Source organism: Rhodococcus sp. NPDC019050 (assembly GCF_055664235.1).
Genome location: NZ_JBVOON010000015.1, coordinates 41,521 through 64,930, shown reverse-complemented (window position 1 = coordinate 64,930; position 23,410 = coordinate 41,521). Strand labels below are relative to the sequence as shown.

Here is a 23,410-nt window from a genome sequence, read left to right as displayed (position 1 = left end):
CTAATAGATAGTAGATGTAGCGCCGTCGGTCCCGGCTCAACCACACGAACGCCCTGCTCGGTAAGGTGCAAAGACGTGAACTCACCCACCGCAGACCCCGACCGCCGAACCCGGTTGCTCGCCGGAGCCGACGTCACTCTGCGATCGCTGTCCGATGTCCTGGCCCCATTGGGTGCGCGCTTCACCGAGGCGGGCCACGAGCTGTACCTCGTGGGAGGCAGCGTCCGCGACGCCGTCCTGGGCCGGCTGGGCAACGACCTCGATTTCACGACCGATGCGCGCCCCGAGAAGGTGCAGGAACTGCTGCGCGGGTTCGTCGACCATCAGTGGGACACCGGTATCGACTTCGGCACGGTCAGCGCGGCCAAGGGATCCGAGCAACTCGAGATCACGACGTTCCGCAGCGACGCGTACGACCGCGTGACGCGGCATCCCGTCGTCCAATACGGCGCGAGTCTCGAGGACGACCTCGTTCGACGCGACTTCACCGTCAATGCGATGGCCGTACGGATCGGCCCGGACGGCGCCGGTGAGTTCGTGGACCCCCTGGGTGGCATGGACGCGCTGCTCGCGGGCGTGCTCGACACTCCGGCCCGGCCCGAGGATTCGTTCTCGGACGACCCGCTGCGGATGTTGCGCGCGGCACGCTTCGTCTCGCAGTTGGGCTTCACTCTCGCCGATCGGGTCGAGGCGGCGATCAAGGAGATGGCCGACGAGATCCTGCGCATCAGCGCCGAGCGGGTGCGGGCCGAACTCGACAAGCTGATCCTGGGCGACCATCCGGTCGACGGCATCGAATGCATGGTGGAGACCGGCCTGGCGGAGCGGGTGATCCCCGAGATTCCCGCGATGAAACTCGAGATCGACGAGCATCACCAGCACAAGGACGTCTACTGGCATTCGCTGACGGTGCTCACGCAGGCGATCGACCTCGAGGACGGCGATCCCGACCTGGTGCTGCGCTGGGCGGCACTACTGCACGACATCGGGAAGCCGGGCACGAAACGCAACGAAGCCGGCGGCGGTGTCAGCTTCCACCACCACGAGGTGGTCGGGTCGAAGCTGGTGCGCAAGCGGATGCGTGCGCTCAAGTACCCGAAGCAGATGATCGAGGACGTCGGCCAGCTGGTGTTCCTGCACCTGCGCTTCCACGGTTACGGCAAAGGCCAGTGGACGGACTCGGCGGTGCGGCGGTACGTGAACGACGCCGGCGATCTCCTCCCCCGGCTCCACAAGCTGGTGCGGGCGGACTGCACGACCCGCAACAAGCGACGTGCCGCCGCGCTGCAGGCCACGTACGACGATCTCGAGGTCCGCATCGCGCGGCTCGCGGAGGAAGAGGGCGTCGCGAAGGTCCGTCCCGACCTCGACGGCAACGCGATCATGGAGATCCTCGGTCTTCCCCCGGGCCCCGAGGTGGGGCGCGCGTGGAAGTTCCTCAAGGAACTCCGGCTCGATCGGGGTCCTCTCGAGCGCGAGGAAGCCGAGGCCGAACTGCTGAAGTGGTGGGAGCAGCAACCGAAGTCCTGAGCTTGTTTCCGGCACCTCACAACTCCACGCGTCGCCCGTGAGCCAGATGTCACAGCGTGCTCATCCCGTTTGACGCATCCGAAACACCGAGTCCGCAGCATGGAAGGCGTCGGATCGGCGACGGCACCGGCGGTTCCGCGGTGCCGGCTAGGAGACTCGGATGCAGGACGTAATTACGACGGTGAAGACCGCCTGCTCCTACTGCGGCGTCGGGTGCGGCATGGCGCTCGACGTCGCCACCGACCCGGATACCGGTGCCCGCAGGGTGGTCAAGGCTTACGGCGACAAGGAGCACCCCACCAACCGCGGTCGCCTGTGCACCAAGGGCGCGACGAGTGCGGAGATGCTGGCGGCGGAAGGCCGGCTCGAGACCGGGTTCCTGCGGGACGCACGGGGTGGGGTTCTCTCCCCGGTGCCGGTGGACGCCGCGATCACCGAAACCGCGCGTCGCCTGTCGGAAATCGTCGAACTCCACGGTCCCGACGCGGTCGCGTTCTACGTCTCCGGCCAGATGTCCCTCGAGTCGCAGTATCTGGCGAACAAACTGGCCAAAGGTTTCCTGCGCACCAGTCGCATCGAATCCAATTCGCGGTTGTGCATGGCCTCCGCGGGCACGGGCTACAAGCAGTCGCTCGGTTCGGACGGCCCGCCCGGTTCCTACGAGGACTTCGACCACGCCGACCTGTTCTTCGTGTCCGGCTCCAACATGGCGGACTGTCATCCGATTCTGTTCCTGCGAATGATGGAACGGGTTCGGCGCGGCGCGAAACTCGTCGTCGTCGACCCACGCCGCACCGCCACCGCGGACAAAGCCGATCTGTTCCTGCAGATCGCACCGGGAACCGACCTGGCGCTGCTCAACGGCCTGCTGCACGTGATCGTCGAGAACGGGCACGTCGATCGCGCCTTCGTCGACGAGTACACCGAGGGCTGGGAGGCGATGGAGGCCCTCGTCGCCGAGTACACCCCCGCTCACGTCGCGGCCGTCACCGGCCTCGCGGAAGACGACATCCGCACTGCCGCAAGGTGGATCGGAGAAGCCGGCGAGTGGATGAGCTGCTGGACGATGGGTCTCAACCAGAGCACGCACGGCACCTGGAACACCAACGCGATCTGCAATCTGCATCTGGCAACGGGCGCGATCTGCCGCACCGGAAGCGGCCCGTTCTCCCTCACCGGTCAGCCCAACGCGATGGGCGGACGCGAAATGGGTTACATGGGGCCGGGTCTGCCCGGTCAACGCAGCGTTCTGTCCGACACCGACCGGGTGTTCGTGGAGGAACGCTGGGCCCTGCCGGCCGGGACGCTGCGCCCCGAGGCGGGAACCGGCACCGTCGACATGTTCCGGGAGATGGCACAGGGAAACATCAAGGCCTGCTGGATCATCTGCACGAACCCGGTGGCATCGGTCGCGAACCGGGCGACCGTTCTCGAGGGTCTCGAGAAAGCCGATCTCGTCATCGCGCAGGACGTGTTCCTCGAGACCGAAACCAACTCGTACGCCGACATTCTCCTGCCGGGTGCGCTGTGGGCGGAGTCGGAATACGTGACGATCGGGTCCGACCGCACATTGAACCTGTTGCAGCAGGCCGTCGAACCGGTCGGCGATGCACTGCCCGACTGGCAGATCATCGCGCGGGTCGCGTGCGAAATGGGATTCGAGGATGCCTTCGACTATTCCTGCGCGGAGGAAATCTTCGAGGAGATCAAGCAGTTCTGGAACCCGCAGACCGGGTACGACCTGCGTGGCGTGACATACCACCGTCTGCGGCAGGGTTCCGTGCAGTGGCCGTCCGCCCCGGACGGGCCCGGCGACCGCAATCCGGTGCGCTATCTCAACGACGGCATCAGCCGATCGCTGGTGGTCCGCGACGACGGAACCGTGCCGGACCTGGCCTTCGCGACGCCGGACGGGCGAGCGCGATTCCTGGCCCGGCCCCACCTTCCGGCGGAGGAACTACCCGACGACGACTACCCGTTCGTTCTCAATACCGGCCGGGTGCAACATCAATGGCACACCCTCACCAAGACGGGCAAGATCGCGAAGCTCGGCAAGCTCGACCCCGGACCGTTCGTGGAGATTAACCCCGAGGACGCGGTGCGGTATTCGATCTCCGACGGCGGCGCGGTGGAAATCACCTCGCGTCGCGGTCGTGCCGTCCTCCCCGCAGTGGTGACCGACCGTGTGATGCCCGGCAACTGTTTTGCCCCGTTCCACTGGAACGACCTGTTCGGGGACGACCGTGCGATCAACGCGGTGACGAACGACGCCGTCGATTCCGCGTCGCTACAACCCGAATTGAAGGTCTGTGCCGTCGCTCTGACGAAGGTCGCCGCAACGGCGACGCCGGTGCCCGTCGCCACGGACGATTCGGTGATCGGACGGATCGCGGTGGAACTCAGGATCGGGGATGTCGCAGCCCCGCGGTTCGACGACGACGAAAAAGGCTATCTGGCAGGGCTGCTCACCGGTCTGCGTTCGTCGAATGCCACGGTCGCTCCCACCCTGCCGCGTTCGGCACCGTTCCCGCCGGCCACACGGGCGTGGCTCGACGGACTGCTCGCCGGGATGTATGCAGCGCACGCTCCCGCCGAGGACGCAGCCGAGGCGCTGTCGGGCGAGGCGGAGGATTCGGAGCCCCCCGTCGTGGTCGCGTGGGCGTCCCAGACGGGCAACGCCGAAACCTTCGCCCAGCTCTGCGCGGATCGGCTGCGTGCCGCCGGCCGGGCCGCCGACGTCGTCGGCATGTCGGCGATGAGCGTCACCGACCTTGCGCACGTGCCGGAATTGCTCGTGGTGACAAGTACATTCGGTGACGGTGACGCGCCGGACAACGGTTCCGCGTTCTGGAGGGATCTGAGCGGTGCCGACGCTCCGGCACTGGCCGGTACCCGTTACGCGGTCCTCGCTTTCGGTGACTCGAGCTACGACGACTTCTGCGGCTACGGACGCAAGGTGGACGAACGGCTTGCCGATCTCGGAGCCACCCGCATGGTCCCGCGTGTGGACTGCGAACCGGACTTCGAGGACAAGGCGAACGAGTGGGTCGGTACGGTGCAGAAACTGGTGGCACGCGGTGATGCGCGGGTGCCGCCTGCTCCGGCGCCGACGTCCGCGTATACCCGCAAGTCGCCGTTGGTCACCCGGCTGACACGAAACATCGCTCTCAGCGGCACCGGATCTTCGAAAGACGTGCGGCAGTTCGGATTCGAGTTGTTCGATCCGGCGTTCGAATACACTCCGGGAGATGCCCTCGGTGTGATGCCGACCAACGGACCCGAGGCCGTCGACGAATGGCTACAGGTGACCGCCCTCGATCCGGAGGCGCCTGTCGGAATCGCCGATCGGCCCACCGTTCCGCTCCGGGAAGCCGCGGCTCGATATCTCGACATCACCAGGACCACCACCGAACTGCTGCGCTTCGTGCAACGCCAGAGTGGGAGCCCGGAACTCGCCAAGCTGCTGCGGCCCGGCAACAAGATCGAGCTTCAGCGGTGGCTGTGGGGCCGGCAGGCAATGGACGTCATCGCCGAGTACCCGTTCAAGGCGCCGCTGGAGGAATGGCTTCCGATCCTCACGCGGCTGCAGCCCCGGATGTACTCGATCTCGTCGAGCCCGAAGACGAATCCGCGGGAGGTTCAACTCACGGTGTCGGTGGTCCGGTACGGGTTCGAGGGCCGAGATCGTGCCGGCGTGTGCTCGAGCTTCCTCGCCGATCACAGCAAGGGTGTCGACATCCCCATCTTCGTGCAGCCCAACCCGCACTTCCGCCCCCCGACCGGCGACACTCCGATGATCATGGTGGGACCGGGCACGGGGATCGCCCCGTTCCGGGCGTTCCTGCACGACCGCCGCGAATCCGGGCACACCGGCCGGAACTGGCTCTTCTTCGGCGACCAGCGATCCGACACCGACTACCTGTACCGCGACGAGATCGAGGAGATGCACGCGGACGGTTTTCTCACGAAGCTGGAGCTTGCGTTCTCCCGCGACCAGCGGCAGAAGGTCTATGTGCAGGACCGCATGCGCGAGCAGGGTGCGCACCTCTGGCGATGGCTCGAGGACGGTGCCCACTTCGCGGTGTGCGGAGATGCCGGGCGGATGGCGAAAGATGTCGATGCGACGCTTCGCGAGGTGGTGCAGACGCACGGGCGGCTCGACCAGGATGCCGCTGCGGCGTACGTCGATCAGCTCGTCGCGGAGAAGCGGTACGTGCGCGATGTCTACTGAAGCTTGATACATCCGCATCTGCGGAAGTATTCTCGCCAGCATGACTCGTATGCGGCGGATATTGTGACCGAGTTCCGTATCCGCGATGCCGCCGGCCTGCTCGGCGTCAGCGACGACACCGTTCGCCGCTGGATCGATCAGGGCGCCCTTCGCGCCACCAAGGACGACGCGGGCCGCAAGGTGATCGACGGGCGCGAACTCGCGGCATTCTCGCGGGCACAGGCCGATGCGGCACCGGACCTGCTCGGCGTCGGGAGTTCGGCCCGGAACAAATTCGTCGGTCTGGTCACGCGGGTGGTCTCCGATCCGGTGATGTCGCAGGTGGAGATGCAGTGCGGTCCGCATCGCGTCGTCTCGCTCATGAGTACCGAGGCGGTGCAGGAACTCGGCCTCGAACCGGGCAGCATCGGGGTCGCCGTGGTGAAGGCGACCACCGTCATCATCGAAACACCCGGTGGAGTCTCGTGAAGCGGGCACGGGCGGCATCGATCCTGGTGGCCGCGGTGGCGCTGGGGTCGGTTGCCTGCGGATCGGACACCGGCACCGACGGTTCCTCCGCTGGGGAGACCATCACCGTGTTCGCGGCGGCGTCGCTGAAGGACACCTTCACCGAGATCGGTGAGCGGTTCGAGGAAGCACACGGCACGGCGGTCGACTTCGCGTTCGCGGGTTCGTCGGACCTGCTGGCCCAACTGTCACAGGGTGCGCCCGCCGACGTGTTCGCATCCGCCGATACCGGCACCATGTCGCGGGCCGTGCACGACGGTCTGGTGTCCGGAGATCCCCTGCCCTTCGCCACCAACACACTCACCATCGTGACCGAGCCCGGAAACCCCAAGGACATCACGTCTTTCGACGACCTCACCGCGCCGGGAGTGTCGGTGGTCGTCTGCGCGTACCAGGTGCCGTGCGGGAATGCCACCGCCCGCGCGGAAGAGGCGACCGGCGTCGAACTCGCGCCGGTCAGTGAGGAGTCCTCCGTGACGGACGTACTGGGCAAGATCACCTCGGGGCAGGCCGATGCAGGGCTGGTCTACGTCACCGACGCCCGCGCCGCTGGTGAGAACGTCACCGCCGTACCGTTTCCCGAAACCGGAAGTTCGGTGAACACGTATCCGATCGCAGTGCAGGAGGATTCGCAGAACCCGGACGCCGCCCGTGCCTTCGTCGACTACGTCAGCGGTCCGGAGGGCCGGAAGGTACTGGCCGACGCCGGGTTCGGCGCCCCATGACGGCGCCCGCCCGGACCCCGACCGGCCTGCCGGCCTGGATCTACCTTCCGGCGATCGTCGGCGGAGTCTTCGTGGTGCTGCCGTTGGTGTCGATCGTCCTGTCCGTCGACTGGCAGCGTTTCCCGGAGTTGGTCACCTCCGAGGCTTCGCTCCAGGCGCTCGCGCTGAGCCTGCGTACGGCGTTCACCAGCACTGTGCTGTGCATCCTGTTCGGTGTGCCCATGGCCGCCGTCCTCGCGCGCAGCACCTCCCGCGTGATGCCCGTGTTGCGCTCGCTGATTCTGTTACCGCTCGTACTCCCACCGGTGGTGGGCGGTATCGCACTGCTCTACACGTTCGGCAGGCGTGGATTGATCGGGGAACACCTGGAGGCGTTCGGGATTCGGATCGCGTTCTCCACCACCGCCGTCGTGCTCGCGCAGACCTTCGTGGCCCTGCCCTTCCTGGTGATGAGCCTCGAGGGAGCGCTGCGAACCGCCGGGCGGCGATACGAGGCCGTGGCCGCGACCCTCGGTGCCCGCCCCACCACCGTGTTCCGCAGGGTCACGCTGCCATTGGTGCTGCCGGGTCTGGTGTCGGGTGCCATTCTGGCGTTCGCGCGAGCACTCGGGGAGTTCGGCGCGACCCTCACCTTCGCAGGCAGTCTCCAGGGCGTCACCCGCACTTTGCCGCTCGAGATCTATCTGCAGCGGGAAACCGATCCCGATGCCGCCGTCGCGCTGTCGCTGCTGCTGGTCGTCGTGGCGGTGCTCATCGTGGTGATTGCGCGGGGCCGGCGGATCGGCGACGCGCTGTGACGGATCTGCATGTGCGAGCGCGGGTCGACGCGAGGTCGGTGGACTTGGACTTCGACGTGCCGTCCGGCAGCGTCGTGGCAATTCTCGGACCCAACGGCGCCGGGAAATCCACCCTGCTGAACGTCATCGCGGGCCTTGTCCGTCCGGACGAAGGACGAATCGAACTCGGCGGTCGCATCATCACCGACACCGCGACCGGTGTGGCGGTGCCGCCGCACCGAAGGTCGGTGGCACTGCTGGCGCAGCAGGCACTGCTGTTCCCGCACCTGACCGCGGCCGGCAACGTGGCGTTCGCGCCGCGCAGCGCCGGGATGCGCCGCCGCGCCGCGCATACCGAGGCGTTGCGCTGGCTCGATGCCGTCGATGCACTGGAGTTCGCCGACCGCAAACCCCATCAGTTGTCGGGCGGGCAGGCACAACGCGTAGCGATTGCCCGCGCTCTGGCCGCCGACCCGCAACTCCTGATGCTCGACGAGCCGATGGCGGCGCTGGATGTTGCCGCAGCCCCGGCGATCCGGGCACTCTTACGGAGAATCCTTCGTGAGGACCGGCGTACCGCGTTGATGGTGACGCACGACCCTCTCGACGCGCTGGCCCTCGCCGATCGTGTCGCGGTGGTCGAGTCGGGACGCATCGTCGAATACGGCGCCGTGCGCGACGTCCTCACCCGCCCGCGCAGCGCCTTCGCCGCGCGGATCGCGGGGATGAATCTGATCGCGGGTACGGTCACGCGAGACGGACTTCAGACGGAACTGGGTGTGGTGCGGGGTGTCGTGGACGAGGAATGCGGGGAGGGTGATTCAGCTGCCGCCGTCTTCACCCCGGCCGCGGTGGCTGTGTATGCGCAAGAGCCGCACGGAAGTCCGCGCAATGCGTTCGAGGTCATCGTGACCGAGATCGAAGCACGGGGAGCGACGGTGCTGGTGCGCACCGGAGGCGGACTCGCCGCAGAAGTCACCTCCGCGGCCGTCGCAGATCTCGCCCTCGAACCGGGTTCGGCCGTGTGGTTCGTGTTCAAGGCTGCCGAGGTGCACGTTCATCGTGCAGCGCTCCCTCCCCCGGGATCTTCGACCCCCCGAGTGTGAGAACGCGAACCAGAGTGAGGACGTAGATCAGCCCACCGGCCACGGCAAGTCCCGGGCTGCGCCCGTCGGGTGCGATCAGGAACGCGGCCGCCGCGATCGCGGCAAGGAACGCCAGGTTGAACACGGTGTCCTGCAATGCGAAAACCTGGCCGCGACGCGCGTCGTCGATCTCGATCTGCATCGCGGCGTCGCCCGTCAACTTGATCGTCTGTCCCGCGACCCCGAGGAGGAACGCGGCGGTCAACAGCGTTCCCGTCGTCAGGAAGGTGACGAACGCGAACTGGACCACCGCGGCGGCGAGCAACCCCATGACTACCACGCGCGGTCGTCCGAGACGAGGCAGAAGGAACGGTGTGAGGGCAGCCGCGACGAGCATCCCCGCTGCGGTGCACGCCACCGCGAGACCGAACCCCGCGAGCCCGCCGGGTAGATCCGACGGATTCTCGGCCGCGCGCAATACGAGCAGCATGATGAGGGTGTTCAACCCGAACACGATGCGGTGCGCCCCGATACCGACCAGTGCGGCTTCGACACCGGGATGCTCGGCCACGGCTCCGGCGCCGGTGCGCAGGCCCGCGAGTACCGCGCGAACAGGCGAACGGAGGCGTGCACCCGCGGGTCCGAGCGCATTGCGCGGGAATCGCAGGGCTGCGAGTGCGCCGACGATCGACCCACTCACGCCGAGCAACACCGCGACACCCGATCCGGTGTCACCCGTACCGACGACGCCGATCGTCGCCACGGCGACGGCGGCTCCCGCAGCCGCGACGACCGAACCGGCGGTCGCCAGAACGGAATTGACCGGTACCAGCCATGATCGTGCCGCCACATGGGGTAGTGACGCCGACACCCCGGCGAGAACGAACCTGCTCACCCCCACGGCGCCGAGTGCGAGCAGCATCAGCGGCAGTTGCGGTCCGCCGACGAGCAGTACCGCTGCGGCGGCCGCCACCAGAACGCCGCGAGCCACGTTCGCCCACACCAGGACGAGGCGGCGATCCCAGCGGTCGAGCAAGGCGCCGGCGAACGGGCCGATCACCGAGTAGGGCAGCAGGAGGACCGCGAACCCCGCCGCGATGTCCACCGGGTTCGTGTGACGTTCCGGGTTGAAGAGAAGCGCGCCGCCGAGGGCGGCCTGGAACAGTCCGTCCCCGAATTGCGCGGCGAAGCGCACCGCGGTCAGTCGCGCGAGCCCCGGGGAATGCCGTAGCGCGGTCGTCGTCGATCGCCACGCCTGTTTCTGGGAGTCCCGCACGCTGCGACCCTATCGACCGAGCGCGTCGCCGGTCCCCGCAGGGCGTGAGCGGCGCTCACATTTGTTTGCGCTGCTCACGGTAGGGCACATTGGAGGCGTGACGACACCGCGCGCCCGGGCACGTGCCCGCACCCTGGAAGACATCGTGACCATCGGCCGTAAGCACCTCGCCGCCGGTGGCGCGGAGGCGCTGTCGTTACGAGCGGTCGCCCGCGACCTCGGCGTGGTCTCCTCGGCTGTCTATCGCTACGTCGCCAGTCGCGACGAACTGCTGACTTTGCTGGTGGTCGACGCCTACGACGAACTCGGCGACGCGGTCGACGCAGCGGTCGAGGGTGCAGACCCCGCCGACCCCCGGGCACAGTTCTTCGCGCTGGGCCGCGCGGTGCGGAGGTGGGCGGTCGCAGAGCCGGCTCGATACGCCCTGATCTTCGGTACCCCGGTGCCGGGCTATCACGCTCCCGCCGAGCGGACCACCGAACCGGGAACCCGCGTCGTCCTGCGACTCGTCCGCATCCTGGCCGAGGCATACCGGGCCGGAGCGCTGGAGGTGCGGAACGAGGTCCCAGCGACGCCCGAGTTCGTCGCCGATCTCGACCGCATCCGTGCCGAGATCTCCTCGGATCTGCCCGACGACGTCCTCGCGCGGGGGATGTTCGCATGGCCGACGTTGTTCGGGGCGGTGAGTTTCGAGGTGTTCGGCCAGTACGGCGCCGACACGTTCACGGATCCGGCGTCGGTGTTCGATCACCACCTCGCGCTGCTCGCACAGACTGTCGGGTTCCGTCCGACAGAGGGGCGGGCACGGTGACAGAATGTTTCCCGTGGCGCAGCACCAGGAGGAACCCGAGGACCGCACCGCACCTGTGACTCCGAAGGTGCGGCCCGGAAGTCTCCTCGTCTCCGCCACCGACCTCACCGAACCGACCTTCCGCCGCAGTGTCGTCTACGTCGTGGAGCACAGTGTCTCCGGCAGTTTCGGTGTCGTGCTCAACCGCATCAGCAACACCTCCGTCGATGCCATGCTGCCGCGATGGACCCGGCTTTCGGCGGCACCGAAGGCATTGTTCGTCGGCGGTCCTGTTCATCGGAGTTCCGCACTGTGCCTGGGCACGGTGCGGGCGGGCACGAGGATCGACGGCCTGCCCGGTATCCGACGTGTCGACGGCCGTGTCGTGATGATCGATCTCGATTCGGATCCGGCCGTGATCGCCCGCCATGTCGAGGCCGTGCGGATCTTCGCCGGATACGCGGGATGGAGTGCGGGTCAGCTCGACGGTGAATTGCGCAACGACGACTGGATGGTCGTCTCGGCGCTCCCCTACGACATCTTCGCGCCCGCCCACGTCGACCTGTGGGCGCGGGTGCTGCGTCGCCAGCCGTTGCCGCTCGCCCTGCTGGCGACGCATCCGATCGAGATCGAACGGAACTGACGCGCATTCATCGGGACGGTTCGGTCAGGCCTCCGGCATCGAACCGGAATCGACGGATGTGTCCGCACCGCGTCGATCCGCGAGGGTGTTGAGTGCCCCGGCCATCTCGTCCGCCCGTCCCGAGGTGACGGTGAAGACGTGGCCCGACGCCATCGTCACCACCACAGCGGGTCCGGTGGTCGTGACGAGGCCGTACCTGCCACGTCCCTTCACCCGCAGACCCCAGCCACCCCAGTCCTGGAAGGGGCGGGTCTCGGTGATCTCGGCGCCGACGACCTCGTCGAGGTCGTAGACCACCGCATCGGTCGCGAGGTTGCGCACCCGGATGCCCTTCTCGTCCACGATCACGGTGAAGCGCAGCAGGCTCACGGCGAGGACGGCGACCGGAACCACGAACACCAGCGGCAACCAGCTGTCCGTGGTCGCGCCCACGAGCGACGTGGGCACGAGGACCGAGCCCAGCAGGACGAGGGTGGCACCGGTACCGATACCGACTCTGTCCACGATCGGCGACTCGACCGGTCCACGAGGCAAATCGGCTGCGGGGGGCCGTGATGCGGGTGTGCGCTCACGTCCGTCGCGGAGCAGGGCCGCACCGAGCCATCCGACGGCGACACCCGCGGCCGTGCCCACGGCGATCGACCAGGTTGGAAACGCTGTCTGTGTCACGTCCGCGACATCGAGCTGGGCGCCGAGCACGGCGACGAACGTCGCGACCATCAAGCCCGTGACCCCGAGACCGATGACGAGCATGTAGCGCCGCATCATCAGCAACGACCGGGCGAGCGCAGCGATCGCACAGCAACCACCCCCGACCATTACGACGAGCAGCGCCATCGTCCACGCCGACGACCCGACCGGCCCGAAGCCGTCCGGGCGCGATCCGGTCCAGTGCGTCGCGATCTCGGCCGGCAGCCGTGGTTCCCACAGGCGGGCGAGAACGACGATCGAGCCCGCAGCGAGTACCGGGAGCAAGATGCCGAAGAAAACACCGACAGGATCGATCACGCGGGTCTGCGACACGGCCTCACAGTAGAGGCCCGGAACCGCGAGTGCGTTGCCGGCGGACCGGCGGTGGGATCGGGAGAGGTCAGGCGCTCGGCTCGCACGCCCCGCGCAGGCTGCACGCACCGCAGGACGAGCCGCAGCCGTCGGATTCGGCGGGCTTCGTAGCTGCCGCGACGCGCGCACCGACCGATCCACCTGCGCCGGCGGTGACGAGCGCCGCGACGACGGTGACGACGATCGCGATGATCGCCGCGACGGTCGGCAGGGTCAGACTCGCGATTCCGCCCACCGCGAGGAGGACGGCAGCACCGAGCATGCTGGGGGCGGCGACCTTGTTGGCCAGCGCGAAGGTGGTGTCGTCCCGCATCGAATCGGGGGTGCGTACGCCGGCCCAGCGGTTGCGCGGCAGCTTCCCGGCCAGCGCTGCGACACCGACCGCTCCGACGACGAGAGCGAGCAGGAAGAGCAGAAGGGCGACGATCAGCACTCGGTCAGGATACGCGCCGGGCGAAGGCACCGGTCGGGTCGGGTGCGGGGACGTTCTACCCTGGTAGGAGCCCACAAACGCCGGCCGAGTAGATAGCGATCAACGTGACCCGTCCCGATCAGACCCCCGCACAGCCGCACGCTGCTGCTCAGCAGCAGTCGTCCGACGCCACCCCGAAGCATCGGTACACCGCCGAACTCGCGGGGCAGATCGAGCAGCGCTGGCAGGAGTCGTGGCGCGAGCGCGGCACCTTCCACGCCCCCAACCCGGTCGGCGCGCTCGCCGGCGACGTGCCCGCCGACAAGCTGTTCGTCCAGGACATGTTCCCGTACCCGTCGGGCGCGGGTCTCCACGTCGGCCACCCGCTGGGTTACATCGCGACCGATGTGTACGCGCGCTATCACCGTATGCAGGGCCGCAACGTGCTGCACACCCTCGGTTACGACTCGTTCGGTCTGCCGGCCGAGCAGTACGCCGTCCAGACGGGAACCCACCCGCGCACGACCACCGAGGCGAACATCGCCAACATGAAGCGCCAGCTGGGGCGCCTCGGACTCGGTCACGACGAGCGCCGGGCCATCGCGACGACGGACGTCGACTTCTACCACTGGACCCAGTGGATCTTCCTGACCATCTACAACGCCTGGTACGACCGGGCAGCAGGCAAGGCCCGCCGGATCTCCGAACTCGAGGCGGAACTGGATTCGGGTGTCCGCTCGCTCGAGGACGGGCGGGACTGGTCGAGCCTGTCCGATACCGACAAGCAAGCGGTTCTCGACGACCACCGTCTGGTGTACCGCTCGAATTCGCTGGTCAACTGGTGCCCCGGCCTGGGCACGGTGCTCGCGAACGAAGAGGTCACGGCGGACGGGCGTTCCGAGCGCGGCAACTTCCCCGTGTTCCGGAAGAACCTGCAGCAGTGGATGATGCGCATCACGGCGTACTCCGACCGCCTCATCGACGACCTCGAGTACCTGGACTGGCCGGAGAAGGTCAAGTCCATGCAGCGCAACTGGATCGGGCGCAGCAACGGTGCTCAGGTGAAATTCGCTGTCGACGGCCATGATTCGGATATCGAGGTCTTTACGACCCGGCCCGACACGCTGTTCGGTGCCACCTACGTCACCCTCGCACCCGAGCACCCCCTGGTCGACGAGATCGTCGCCGCGTCGTGGCCGGAGGGCGTCGACGCCCGCTGGACCGGTGGCGCCGGCACGCCCGCCGACGCGGTGGCCGCGTACCGAGCGTCGATCGCCGCGAAGTCCGATCTGGAACGGCAGGAGAGCAAGGAGAAGACGGGCGTCTTCACCGGTGCGTTCGCCGTGAACCCGGTGAACGGTGAGAAGTTGCCGGTCTTCATCGCGGACTACGTCCTCACGGGGTACGGCACCGGAGCCATCATGGCGGTGCCCGGCCACGACCAGCGGGACTGGGAGTTCGCCACCGCGTTCGGTCTGCCGATCCGCGAGGTCATCGCGGGCGGCGACATCTCGGCGGAGGCGTACACCGGTGACGGGCAACTGGTGAACTCCGGCCATCTCGACGGCATGACGGTGCCGGACGCGAAGAAGGCGATCATCGCCGAACTCGAGAAGTCCGGCGCGGGAGTCGGAAAAATCCAGTACAAGCTGCGCGACTGGCTCTTCGCGCGCCAGCGCTACTGGGGCGAGCCCTTCCCCATCGTCTACGACGCGCAGGGTAATGCCCATGCGATCCCCGAATCGATGCTGCCCGTGCAGCTTCCGGAGGTCGAGGACTACGCTCCCGTGTCGTTCGATCCCGACGACGCCGATTCTGCGCCGTCCCCGCCGCTGGCGAAGGCCGTGGACTGGGTGAACGTCGAACTCGATCTCGGTGACGGCCTGCAGCACTACACCCGCGACACCAACGTGATGCCGCAGTGGGCCGGCAGCTCGTGGTACCAGCTGCGCTACATCGATCCGCTCAACCAGGACGAGTTCTGCGCCAAGGAGAACGAGCAGTACTGGACCGGGCCGCGTCCGGATCTGTACGGGCCGAACGATCCCGGCGGTGTCGATCTGTACGTCGGCGGCGTCGAGCACGCTGTGCTGCACCTGCTGTACGCGCGCTTCTGGCACAAGGTGCTCTTCGATCTGGGTTACGTCACCTCGTCGGAGCCCTACCGGCGCCTGTTCAACCAGGGCTACATCCAGGCGTACGCCTACACCGATGCGCGCGGCGTCTACGTTCCGGCAGACGAGGTCGTCGAACGTGACGGCAAGTTCTTCTGGGCCGGCCCGAGCGGTGAGCAGGAAGTCGCCCGCGAGTACGGAAAGATGGGCAAGTCGCTCAAGAATTCCGTTGCGCCCGACCAGATCTGCCAGGACTACGGTGCCGACACGCTCCGCGTGTACGAGATGTCGATGGGTCCGCTCGACCAGTCGCGTCCGTGGGCGACCAAGGACGTCGTCGGTGCGTCCCGCTTCCTGCAGCGTGCGTGGCGTCTGGTGGTCGACGAGGAGACCGGCGACGTGCGGGTCACCGACGAGACGCCCGGGGACGAGACCATGCGCGCGCTCAACAAAGCGGTGGCGGGAGTCTCGGACGACTACGCGCATCTGCGGGACAACACCGCGGTCGCCAAGCTCATCGAGTACACCAACCACCTGACCAAGCAGTACCCGGCGGGTGCGCCGCGTGCCGCGGTCGAACCGCTCGTGCTCATGCTCGCCCCGGTGGCACCGCACCTCGCGGAGGAACTGTGGTCGCGGCTCGGACACACCGAATCGCTGGCGCACGGGCCGTTCCCCGCCGCCGACGAGAAGTGGCTCGTCGAGGACACGGTGGAGTACCCGATCCAGGTCAACGGCAAGGTGCGCAGCCGCATCACGGTGCCGGCCGACGCGAAACCCGACGCCATCGAAGCCGCCGCACTGGCGGACGAGAAGATCGTCGACCTGCTCGCAGGCGCGGCGCCCCGCAAGGTGATCGTCGTGCCGGGCAAGATGGTCAACGTCGTCAAGTAGCCGAACGCATCCGAACGGACCGGTGCCCGGCAGCCACGTAGGCTGCCGGGCACCGGTCTACTGTCGAATTACGACTTCCGGGAAGCCTTTTCCGCGTCGGCGAGATTGCCCGCCTTCTTCGCGTGCTCCTCGGCCTTCTTGGACTCCAGTTTCTTGGCGACGGCATCTTCCAGCGTGATCTTCGCGGGTTCGGACGCCTGCTTCTCGGCTTCCCGAACGGCCGCTTGCTGCTTCCGCTTCGTCGCTTCGGCGGACTGACGTTGCTTCTCGGCCTGCCGCGTGGCCTGGGCGGTCTGGGCGGCCTTCTTCTGTGCCGCCTCCTGTGCCGCCCGCTTCTCACGTTCGGCGCGCTCGGTGCGTGCCTGCTCGACTTCCTGTTCGCGTTTGGTGCGCGCTTCCTCCCGTTCGTCGGCTGCGCGCTCGTGAGCGTTCCTGAGTTGCGCGTCGGCCGCCTGCTTTTCGGTGGCGGCACGCCTGTCGAGTTCCTCGGCACGGAGCACTGCCTGAGCACGTTCGTTCGTGAGTGCCCCACGGGTGGCGATGTCCTCGTCGCCGACCACGCTGCCGACGATGCCGTCGAGCATGCCCAGGCCTCGCTCGTACATCAGGCGTGGCATCGCGTCGGACGGAAGGAACCGCAATTGCCGTTCGATCACACCGAGTGGGAATCGGGCGACCCGGTATTGCAGTCGTAGAACGCTTTTCGGTAAGGCGGTCAGGTCCATGGGCACAACTCCAGTCTCCGGTTCTGTGGTCCGTACGAATCCGAGGTCGCCGAACACGGGTGCCCGGGCAGTTGCCCCGGGGTCAGCGGTCGTGTTCGTCCAGCGCTTGTTCGAGAGCCTCGGCCCTGCGACGTTCCTGTTCTGCTTCGAGGCGCGCGCGTTCGGCGTCGTTCACGGCGGTGCCGTGTTCGGCGTGTGCCGCATTCACGTCTGCGGCAACGTCGGCAGCCTCGGCGTTCTCCTGTGCGCGGGCGCGCTGCTCGTCGATTGCCGCGTCGCGCGTGGCCTTGGCCTGTTCGCGTGCGACGTGTTCCTGCCGTTCGCGTTCGGCCTGCTGCTTGCGCAACTCGGCTTCCTGTTGCGCACGGGTTTCGGTGGCGTCGGCGCGGCGTTCTGCCGCCTCACGTTCCTGGCGGCCCGCGTCGTGCACCGCCTCGAGATGCTCGGTGGCCTGCTTCGCCTCGGCTTCGGCCATTCGGGCGGAGGTGTCCGCTTCTTTCAGCTTGGCGGCCTCCTCTTGTTCGAGGCGGCCTTCCGTCGTCAGGGAATTGTTGCGCGTGAGCGCGCCGGTGAATTCCTTGAACTTGCCGACGACGGATTTCCTCAACCCGGTACGGGCTCTGTGTGATGCATCCTCTTCGGCCACGGGTACTCCCTTCCGATGGATCCACGAGAAAGTGGTTCTCGAGGGGATATCCGCGAAAGGGGCGCTTCAATCCTCCATCGTCGGGAAATTAACCCGGGTGTCACGCGGATGTGTGAGCGTCCCGGAGGTTGGCATGTACGAAGTCGAGCACGTCGGTCAGAACTTCGTCCTGGTTGGTCTCGTTGAAGATTTCGTGCCGCGCGCCGGGATAGACCTTCGACGACGACCGGGTACCGGCCAGGGTGGCCCATCCACCGGCGGTGCCGTCGAGGGGCACGAGCCTGTCGTCCTCGCCGTGCAGCCAGAGCATCGGCACGGTGTCGACCGCACCGGCCGAGGTGACGAGATCCAGGCAGTTCTTCAAGGCTTCGAGGGTGGGACGAGCGAAGGGGCCGTGCCACACCAGCGGATCGTCGACGTATGCGCGGCCGACCTCGGGATCGCGCGAGAGCGTCGCGGGATCGATAGGGGTATCGGGGATCTCGTCGGCGGCCAGCAACTCGTCGACCACCGCCCAGGTGCCGAGAACCGGGCCGGAAAGCACGACGGCAGCAAGTTCGTCTCCGAATCGCTGCGCGTACCGGGCGGCGATCATGCCGCCCATCGAGTGCCCTATCAGTGCGACCGGAAGCCCGGGGTGTTCGCGCCGCGCCGTGAGGTCGAGGAGGCGGAAGTCGTCGACCACCTTCTCGAAGTCGGACACGAGGACCCGCTCGCCGTCGCTGAGGCCGTGACCTGCGTGGTCGACGCCGTACACCGCGGCACCGTCGGCGACCAACCGCGCCGCGACGTGGTCGTAGCGGCCGGCGTGCTCGCCGTAACCGTGGCACAGCAGCGCGATGTAACTCGGTGTCGCCGTCCCCCACTGCCGGGCCGCGAGCGCGCCGGCGTGTCCGTCGAGGGTGAAGGCGAGGGTCTCGGGCATCGGGCTCCTGGCGTCGCGGGTGAAACCGTCGGTGACGGGGGTAAGCATGGCACGTCCGCCGGCCGGATCGGTGTCTGCAGGCCCTGTTCGGATGGCGAGTCGTACTCTAACCTCCACGGTGGAACACGTTCTAGAAACTGAAGGGGCACACCTATGGCACCCACCCGTGACGCGATCCGCACCACGGTCGAGAACTACGTCCGCTCGGTGGCGAAGGGAACGGTCGACGACGTGCTGGCCCTCTACGCGCCCGGCGCGACCGTCGAAGACCCGGTGGGCACACCGGTGCATACCACCGAAGCGGAACTGCGCGAGTTCTACGGGGTGATCGAGCCAATGACCCAGACGGGCGAGGTGCTCGAACTCAAGATCGCGGAGAACAACGCGGCCTTCCTCTTCCGGCTCGTCACCCACCTCGGCGAACAGGATCTCGTCATGGAGGTCGTCGACGTCATGACCTTCGACGACGAGGCGAGGATTTCCAGCATGAAGGCGTACTGGAGCCAGGAGGACATGAAGACCGTCCCGGCGTCCTGATGACCACCCGCACCGTCACGGTCGACGGTTTCACGTGGAACATCCAGGACGACGGTGACGGACCCGCCGTCGTCATGTGCCACGGGTTCCCCGGACTCGGTTTCAGCTTCCGGCATCAGAGCGCCGCGCTCGCCGCTGCCGGCTATCGGGCAATCGCGCCCGATATGCCGGGTTACGGCGGCACCGAGTGCTTACCGGCGGTCGAGGACTACACCTCCGTCGCGATCGCCGACCGTCTCGTCGGACTGCTCGACGCCCTGGGAATCGCCGAGGCGGTTTTCGTCGGTCACGATTTCGGTGCGCCCGCGGCGTGGACCGTTGCGCTGCGCCATCCTTCGAGGGTCGCGGGCCTGGTCCTGCTCGCGGTGCCGTACACACCGGACAGGTTGCCCGCGCGTCCGACCACGCTGTACCGCAAGATGGCCCGTCGCCACTTCCTGCACCTGCACTACTTCCAGGAACACGGTGTCGCCGAATCCGAACTCGACCCGCGGGCACGCGAATTCCTGCAGCGACTGTTCTTCGCGCTCTCGGGCGACCATCGATATCTGGACGTGTGGAACCACCGTTCCGAAGGGAACGGATACCTCGACGTGCTCCCCGCAGCACCTGATCTTCCGTGGGCGTGGCTCACGGAAGAGGAACTCGACACGTACGTCGCGGTCTTCGACCGGACGGGCTTCGGCGGCGGATTGTCGTGGTACCGGGCATACGACGCGAACTGGCTCGCGTCCGCTGAATACGAGGGTGCCGAAATCACGGTGCCGACGTTGTTCGTTGCGGGCGACCGGGATCCGGTGCTCACGATGTCGGGTTCCGAAGCGCTCGAGCGGATGGCCGCGGCGGTACCGGACCTTCGTGGTGTCCATCTCCTCACCGGGGCCGGACATTTCTTGCAAATGGAACGGAGTAGCGAAGTCGACGCGTTGTTGCTGCACTTCGTAGGCGAAGTCGGTTCTGCTACCGGAAGTTCCGAATAGCCCGTTCCCGGAGCCCATCGCCCCTAACATGACGACGTGGCCACCGACACAGTGCGAGGATTCGGACTGGTGCTCGCCCTCACCGCACTCGTGGTGGGTGCGTGTGGCTCGGGCGGCTCGGAGGAGCCCGCATCCGTGCGACTCCAGGTCGCCACGTCGCAGGGCGAGTACCCGTGGACGGGCCCGCTGCTTCCACCCCAGGCGCCGGTCGCCGTGCCGCCGCCCACCCGCGACGTCGTCGAAGAGACCGGGGATCCGGTGGCGGCCGACGGTTCGACACCTTCGGTACCGGGCGATCGGGCCGCTCTCTACGGCGGAAGTCTCGACCGGACCCTCTGCGACCGGAACGCCATGGTCGACACTCTCGAGAGCGACCGTCCCAAGGCGGATGCGTGGCGGAGCGTGCTCGAGGTCTCCGACATCCGGGGCTACATCTCGAAACTCAGCCCGGTGCTGCTCCGCGCCGACACCCGCGTCACGCTCCACGAATACCGCGACAACACGGCGGTTCCCGTGCAAGCCGTGCTCGAGACGGGGACGATCGTGCTCGTCGACAACCGCGGAGTCCCCAGGGTGCGATGCGCGCGCGGGAACCCGCTGTCGTCGCCCGTCCTGAGGGCCGACGCCGAACTCGAGGGCCGGACCTGGCCGGGCCTGAATCCGGAGCGGTTGTTCGTCGTCCAACCGGCCGAGAAACCCGTCGAGGAGTTGCGGGTCGTCGACATCATGACCGGTGGCATGCTCCCGGTCCGGGTCGGTGAAGGTAAGCAGGCGCCCGCGCCGCCGCCACCGTCGGCCGAGCCGTCGACCGATGACGCACCGTCTCCGTCACCGGAGCAGCGACGCGCTCAGGTCCAAGAACCTGCTCCCCCGCCCGCTCCGGCACCGGCACCCGAACCGGCGCCCGCGCCCCCACCACCCGTCCAAGCGCCGGCACCCGCGCCCGCGCCGCCGCCCGCTCCGGCGCCGGCCCCCGAACCGGCGCCCGCCCCACCGCCTGCGCGGCCCCCGGCCCCGGCCCCGGCGCCTCCGCCGCCACCCCCGCCGCCCCAGATCCAGATCCCGATCCCCGGCGCACCGCCGGTCATCATTCCCCTACCGTTCTGAGGCGTGCCTGTTCACCACGGGCGGAGGACTATCTCGGTGGGCTGCGCGTCACGCGGTGTCTCGATCGCCTGACGCACCGCCCTCGCCACCGTGCTCGGCTTCAGGAATCGATCCGGGTCGTACTCGTCACCCTCCGTCGCGACGATCGCGCGTTGCATGTCGGTGTCGATCCGGCCGGGATGCACAGAGGTGACGCGCAACGACGGCTCCTCGATCCGGAGCGCGTCGCCGAATGCGCGCAGCGCGAACTTGCTCGCCGCGTACGCGCCCCAACCCGCGTTCGCACGCAACCCGGCGCCCGAATTGATGAGCACCACATGCCCGTTCGCCGCACGCAGTGCGGGAAGCAGTAGACGGGTGAGTTCGACGACCGCGATGACGTTGCTTTCGAACGCGTCGCGCCACTGCGCGGTGTTCCCGTCGGCGATGGTTCCCAGTTCTGCGATCCCCGCGTTGTGCACGAGGACGTCGAGGCGGTCGATACCCGCGGTCGACGCGGCGACGGCGTCGTGGTCGAGAAGGTCGACGGGCCACGCGGTGGTGCCGGGTAGTTCGGCGAGCACGGCGTCGAGAGAACTACGACTCCGTCCGCCGAGAAGAAGATCATGGGTGGGTGCGAGTTCACGGGCGATCGCGGCACCGAGACCGCGGCCGCCACCGGTGATGAGGGCTGTTGGGCGCATGGCTCCACACTATGAGCTGTCCCGCGGTTCGGCGACGGCACCCGCCGGCCGGGCGTCAGTGCACCGCGAGGATTTCGGCGAGCGTGTCGTCGGGCGGTGTGCTCACCAGCGGGTCGCGCGGGAACCGCAACTCCAGGAACGCTTTCGGCCGTGAGAGCAGGTGCTCGCGGAGAAGGTTCCGGATGTGGGTGATTGCGCGGACGTCCCCGTTCGCCCGTACGCCCGTGATGTCGATACCGGCCCGGCGGCACAGGGCGACGGCGCGAGGAAGGTGGAACGACTGCGTCACGATCAGCGCCTCCCGGACCCCGTAGGTTTCCACCGCTCGCCGCGCGGTGTCGTAGGTGTCGAGGCCGTACGGATCGGTGACGATTCGATCGCGCTCGACGCCGTGGACAACGAGGTATCGGACCATCGCCGCGATCTCGTCGCCGGATCTGCCCGCCGCGTCGCCCGACACCAGCACGGCACGCACCCGTCCGCCCCGGACCAGTTCGATCGCCGCGTCGAGGCGTCCCCTCAGGTACGTCATCGGGACACCCGCGCGCACCCGCGCACCCGGCACGATCACCACGGGGGCGACCGGGGCATCGGCGATATCCACCATCCGGCCCTCGGCCCGCACCGCTACCTGTGCCGACACCCAGGCGAGCGCGGACATGCCGCCGGCGGCGGTGACGACGAGGACAAGCGGACATTTCGGCATGATCTCCACGGTACGGACCGTCGTAGCCACAATGGAGTGATGGATCCGGTCACCGCTCTCCGTGAGGTCGCGTTCTATCTCGAACGCGAACATGCCGCCACCTACCGCGTCCAGGCATTCCGGCACGCGGCCGATGTGGTCGCCGGTCTCGACGACGTCGCGCGCGCGTCACGGCGGCGGCGCGACAACTGGACGGAACTACCCGGTATCGGACCGAAGACGGCGGCGGTGATCCGGGAGTCGTTCGACGGTGTTCCCGAGTATCTCGCGCGGTTGCGCGAGGAGGCCGAACCGATAGGCAAGGGCGGGCAGGAGTTGCTGGCGGCGCTTCGCGGGGACCTCCACACCCACTCGGACTGGTCGGACGGCGGCAGTTCCATCGAGGAAATGCACCGTGCCGCGTCCGTGATGATCGGACACGCGTACTTCGCGCTCACCGACCACTCCCCTCGCCTGACGGTCGCGAACGGGCTGAGCGCCGGGCGGCTCCGCACCCAACTCGACATCGTGGCCGCGATAAACGAAAAGGGCGAAGGCGCAAGGATACTCACCGGTATCGAGGTCGACATCCTCGACGATGGAGCACTCGATCAGGACGAAGGTCTGCTTGCGGAACTCGATGTGGTGGTGGCCAGCGTGCATTCACACCTGCGTGCCGACCGCGACGTGATGACGAAACGCATGCTCGGGGCCGTCGCGAATCCGCACGTCGACGTGCTGGGCCACTGCACGGGCCGACTCGTCACCGGGGGCCGCGGGCAGCGGCCCGAATCGAAGTTCGACGCTGAGAAGGTGTTCGCGGCGTGCCGTGATCACGGCACCGCGGTGGAGATCAACTCGAGGCCGGAACGTCGCGATCCGCCGTCACGTCTGATCGATCTTGCGCTCGAAACCGACTGCCTGTTCTCCATCGACACCGACGCGCACGCTCCCGGGCAACTCGCGTGGCTGGGCTACGGTTGTGAGCGCGCTGCCGAGCGGGGCGTCGAACCGGATCGGGTGATCAACACGTGGCCGGTCGACGAACTGCTGGCCTGGACCGAAGGGTAGAACTTC

General features: G+C 67.7%; 21 protein-coding genes. 13 read left to right on the top strand and 8 right to left on the bottom strand.

From position 1 onward, the window contains the following. Window positions 1-75 precede the first annotated feature (75 nt). From AC0B44_RS16030 to AC0B44_RS16005, 6 genes are all read left to right on the top strand, one after another. Window positions 76-1,530, top strand: coding sequence for a CCA tRNA nucleotidyltransferase (locus AC0B44_RS16030; protein WP_471903830.1), 1,455 nt, complete (start codon window positions 76-78; stop codon window positions 1,528-1,530). A gap of 160 nt (window positions 1,531-1,690) precedes the next feature. Further along, entirely contained in the window at window positions 1,691-5,761 is a 4,071-nt protein-coding gene (locus AC0B44_RS16025) for a molybdopterin-dependent oxidoreductase (RefSeq protein WP_471903829.1), read from the top strand. A gap of 63 nt (window positions 5,762-5,824) precedes the next feature. Then, window positions 5,825-6,229: a TOBE domain-containing protein gene (locus tag AC0B44_RS16020; protein ID WP_471903828.1), complete on the top strand. Its 405-nt coding sequence runs from the start codon at window positions 5,825-5,827 to the stop codon at window positions 6,227-6,229. Further along, window positions 6,226-6,993: a molybdate ABC transporter substrate-binding protein gene (gene modA / locus AC0B44_RS16015; RefSeq protein ID WP_471903827.1), complete on the top strand. Its 768-nt coding sequence runs from the start codon at window positions 6,226-6,228 to the stop codon at window positions 6,991-6,993. Before AC0B44_RS16020 ends, modA begins: the two co-directional genes overlap by 4 nt. After that, entirely contained in the window at window positions 6,990-7,790 is an 801-nt protein-coding gene (locus tag AC0B44_RS16010) for an ABC transporter permease (protein WP_471903826.1), read from the top strand. The genes modA and AC0B44_RS16010 overlap by 4 nt, the downstream gene beginning before the upstream one ends. Continuing rightward, window positions 7,787-8,875, top strand: a complete 1,089-nt coding sequence (locus tag AC0B44_RS16005; RefSeq protein ID WP_471903825.1) for a sulfate/molybdate ABC transporter ATP-binding protein — start codon at window positions 7,787-7,789, stop codon at window positions 8,873-8,875. Before AC0B44_RS16010 ends, AC0B44_RS16005 begins: the two co-directional genes overlap by 4 nt. On the opposite strand, the gene AC0B44_RS16000 is transcribed toward AC0B44_RS16005, so the two are convergent. After that, entirely contained in the window at window positions 8,805-10,130 is a 1,326-nt protein-coding gene (locus tag AC0B44_RS16000; RefSeq protein ID WP_471903824.1) for an MFS transporter, read from the bottom strand. The genes AC0B44_RS16005 and AC0B44_RS16000 overlap by 71 nt on opposite strands. A 97-nt stretch (window positions 10,131-10,227) precedes the next feature. Between AC0B44_RS16000 and AC0B44_RS15995 the strand changes: the two genes are divergently transcribed. Both AC0B44_RS15995 and AC0B44_RS15990 read left to right on the top strand, forming a co-directional pair. Continuing rightward, window positions 10,228-10,941 (top strand): TetR/AcrR family transcriptional regulator, encoded by a 714-nt coding sequence (locus tag AC0B44_RS15995; protein WP_471903823.1) that lies wholly within the window; start codon window positions 10,228-10,230, stop codon window positions 10,939-10,941. A gap of 4 nt (window positions 10,942-10,945) precedes the next feature. Then, window positions 10,946-11,563, top strand: coding sequence for a YqgE/AlgH family protein (locus AC0B44_RS15990; RefSeq protein ID WP_471903822.1), 618 nt, complete (start codon window positions 10,946-10,948; stop codon window positions 11,561-11,563). Between the two features lie 24 nt (window positions 11,564-11,587). Here the strand turns inward: AC0B44_RS15990 and AC0B44_RS15985 are convergent, their stop codons facing one another. Beyond that, window positions 11,588-12,586 (bottom strand): DUF1648 domain-containing protein, encoded by a 999-nt coding sequence (locus AC0B44_RS15985; RefSeq protein WP_471903821.1) that lies wholly within the window; start codon window positions 12,584-12,586, stop codon window positions 11,588-11,590. A 67-nt stretch (window positions 12,587-12,653) separates the two neighbouring features. Beyond that, window positions 12,654-13,058 carry an SdpI family protein gene (locus AC0B44_RS15980; RefSeq protein ID WP_471903820.1) on the bottom strand — a complete coding sequence of 135 codons (405 nt, stop codon included), beginning with the start codon at window positions 13,056-13,058 and terminating at the stop codon, window positions 12,654-12,656. Window positions 13,059-13,162: 104 nt separating this feature from the next. Between AC0B44_RS15980 and leuS the strand changes: the two genes are divergently transcribed. Then, entirely contained in the window at window positions 13,163-16,045 is a 2,883-nt protein-coding gene (leuS, locus tag AC0B44_RS15975; RefSeq protein WP_471903819.1) for a leucine--tRNA ligase, read from the top strand. A gap of 68 nt (window positions 16,046-16,113) precedes the next feature. Here leuS and AC0B44_RS15970 read toward each other — a convergent pair whose 3' ends face one another. The 3 genes from AC0B44_RS15970 to AC0B44_RS15960 all read right to left on the bottom strand — a co-directional run bounded on the left by AC0B44_RS15970 (window position 16,114) and on the right by AC0B44_RS15960 (window position 18,341). Next, complete coding sequence (locus AC0B44_RS15970) at window positions 16,114-16,701, bottom strand: IF2 family translation initiation factor (RefSeq protein WP_471903818.1); 588 nt, start codon at window positions 16,699-16,701, stop codon at window positions 16,114-16,116. Between the two features lie 151 nt (window positions 16,702-16,852). Continuing rightward, window positions 16,853-17,416: a CsbD family protein gene (locus AC0B44_RS15965; protein WP_471903817.1), complete on the bottom strand. Its 564-nt coding sequence runs from the start codon at window positions 17,414-17,416 to the stop codon at window positions 16,853-16,855. A 100-nt stretch (window positions 17,417-17,516) separates the two neighbouring features. Beyond that, window positions 17,517-18,341: an alpha/beta hydrolase gene (locus tag AC0B44_RS15960; protein ID WP_471903880.1), complete on the bottom strand. Its 825-nt coding sequence runs from the start codon at window positions 18,339-18,341 to the stop codon at window positions 17,517-17,519. Between the two features lie 153 nt (window positions 18,342-18,494). Here AC0B44_RS15960 and AC0B44_RS15955 point away from each other — a divergent pair, with 153 nt between their 5' ends. The 3 genes from AC0B44_RS15955 to AC0B44_RS15945 are packed head-to-tail and all read left to right on the top strand — an operon-like array spanning window position 18,495 to window position 20,965. Continuing rightward, on the top strand, window positions 18,495-18,878 hold the full coding sequence (locus AC0B44_RS15955) for a nuclear transport factor 2 family protein (RefSeq protein WP_471903816.1): 384 nt from the start codon (window positions 18,495-18,497) through the stop codon (window positions 18,876-18,878). Next, complete coding sequence (locus AC0B44_RS15950) at window positions 18,878-19,858, top strand: alpha/beta fold hydrolase (protein WP_471903815.1); 981 nt, start codon at window positions 18,878-18,880, stop codon at window positions 19,856-19,858. The genes AC0B44_RS15955 and AC0B44_RS15950 overlap by 1 nt, the downstream gene beginning before the upstream one ends. Window positions 19,859-19,894: 36 nt before the next feature. Next, entirely contained in the window at window positions 19,895-20,965 is a 1,071-nt protein-coding gene (locus AC0B44_RS15945; protein ID WP_471903814.1) for a DUF6777 domain-containing protein, read from the top strand. Between the two features lie 11 nt (window positions 20,966-20,976). On the opposite strand, the gene AC0B44_RS15940 is transcribed toward AC0B44_RS15945, so the two are convergent. Both AC0B44_RS15940 and AC0B44_RS15935 read right to left on the bottom strand, forming a co-directional pair. Further along, window positions 20,977-21,648, bottom strand: coding sequence for an SDR family oxidoreductase (locus AC0B44_RS15940; RefSeq protein WP_471903813.1), 672 nt, complete (start codon window positions 21,646-21,648; stop codon window positions 20,977-20,979). A gap of 55 nt (window positions 21,649-21,703) precedes the next feature. Next, window positions 21,704-22,354 (bottom strand): SanA/YdcF family protein, encoded by a 651-nt coding sequence (locus AC0B44_RS15935; RefSeq protein ID WP_471903812.1) that lies wholly within the window; start codon window positions 22,352-22,354, stop codon window positions 21,704-21,706. 39 nt (window positions 22,355-22,393) lie between these two features. Here AC0B44_RS15935 and AC0B44_RS15930 point away from each other — a divergent pair, with 39 nt between their 5' ends. Beyond that, window positions 22,394-23,404 (top strand): PHP domain-containing protein, encoded by a 1,011-nt coding sequence (locus AC0B44_RS15930; RefSeq protein ID WP_471903811.1) that lies wholly within the window; start codon window positions 22,394-22,396, stop codon window positions 23,402-23,404. Window positions 23,405-23,410: the final 6 nt, after the last annotated feature.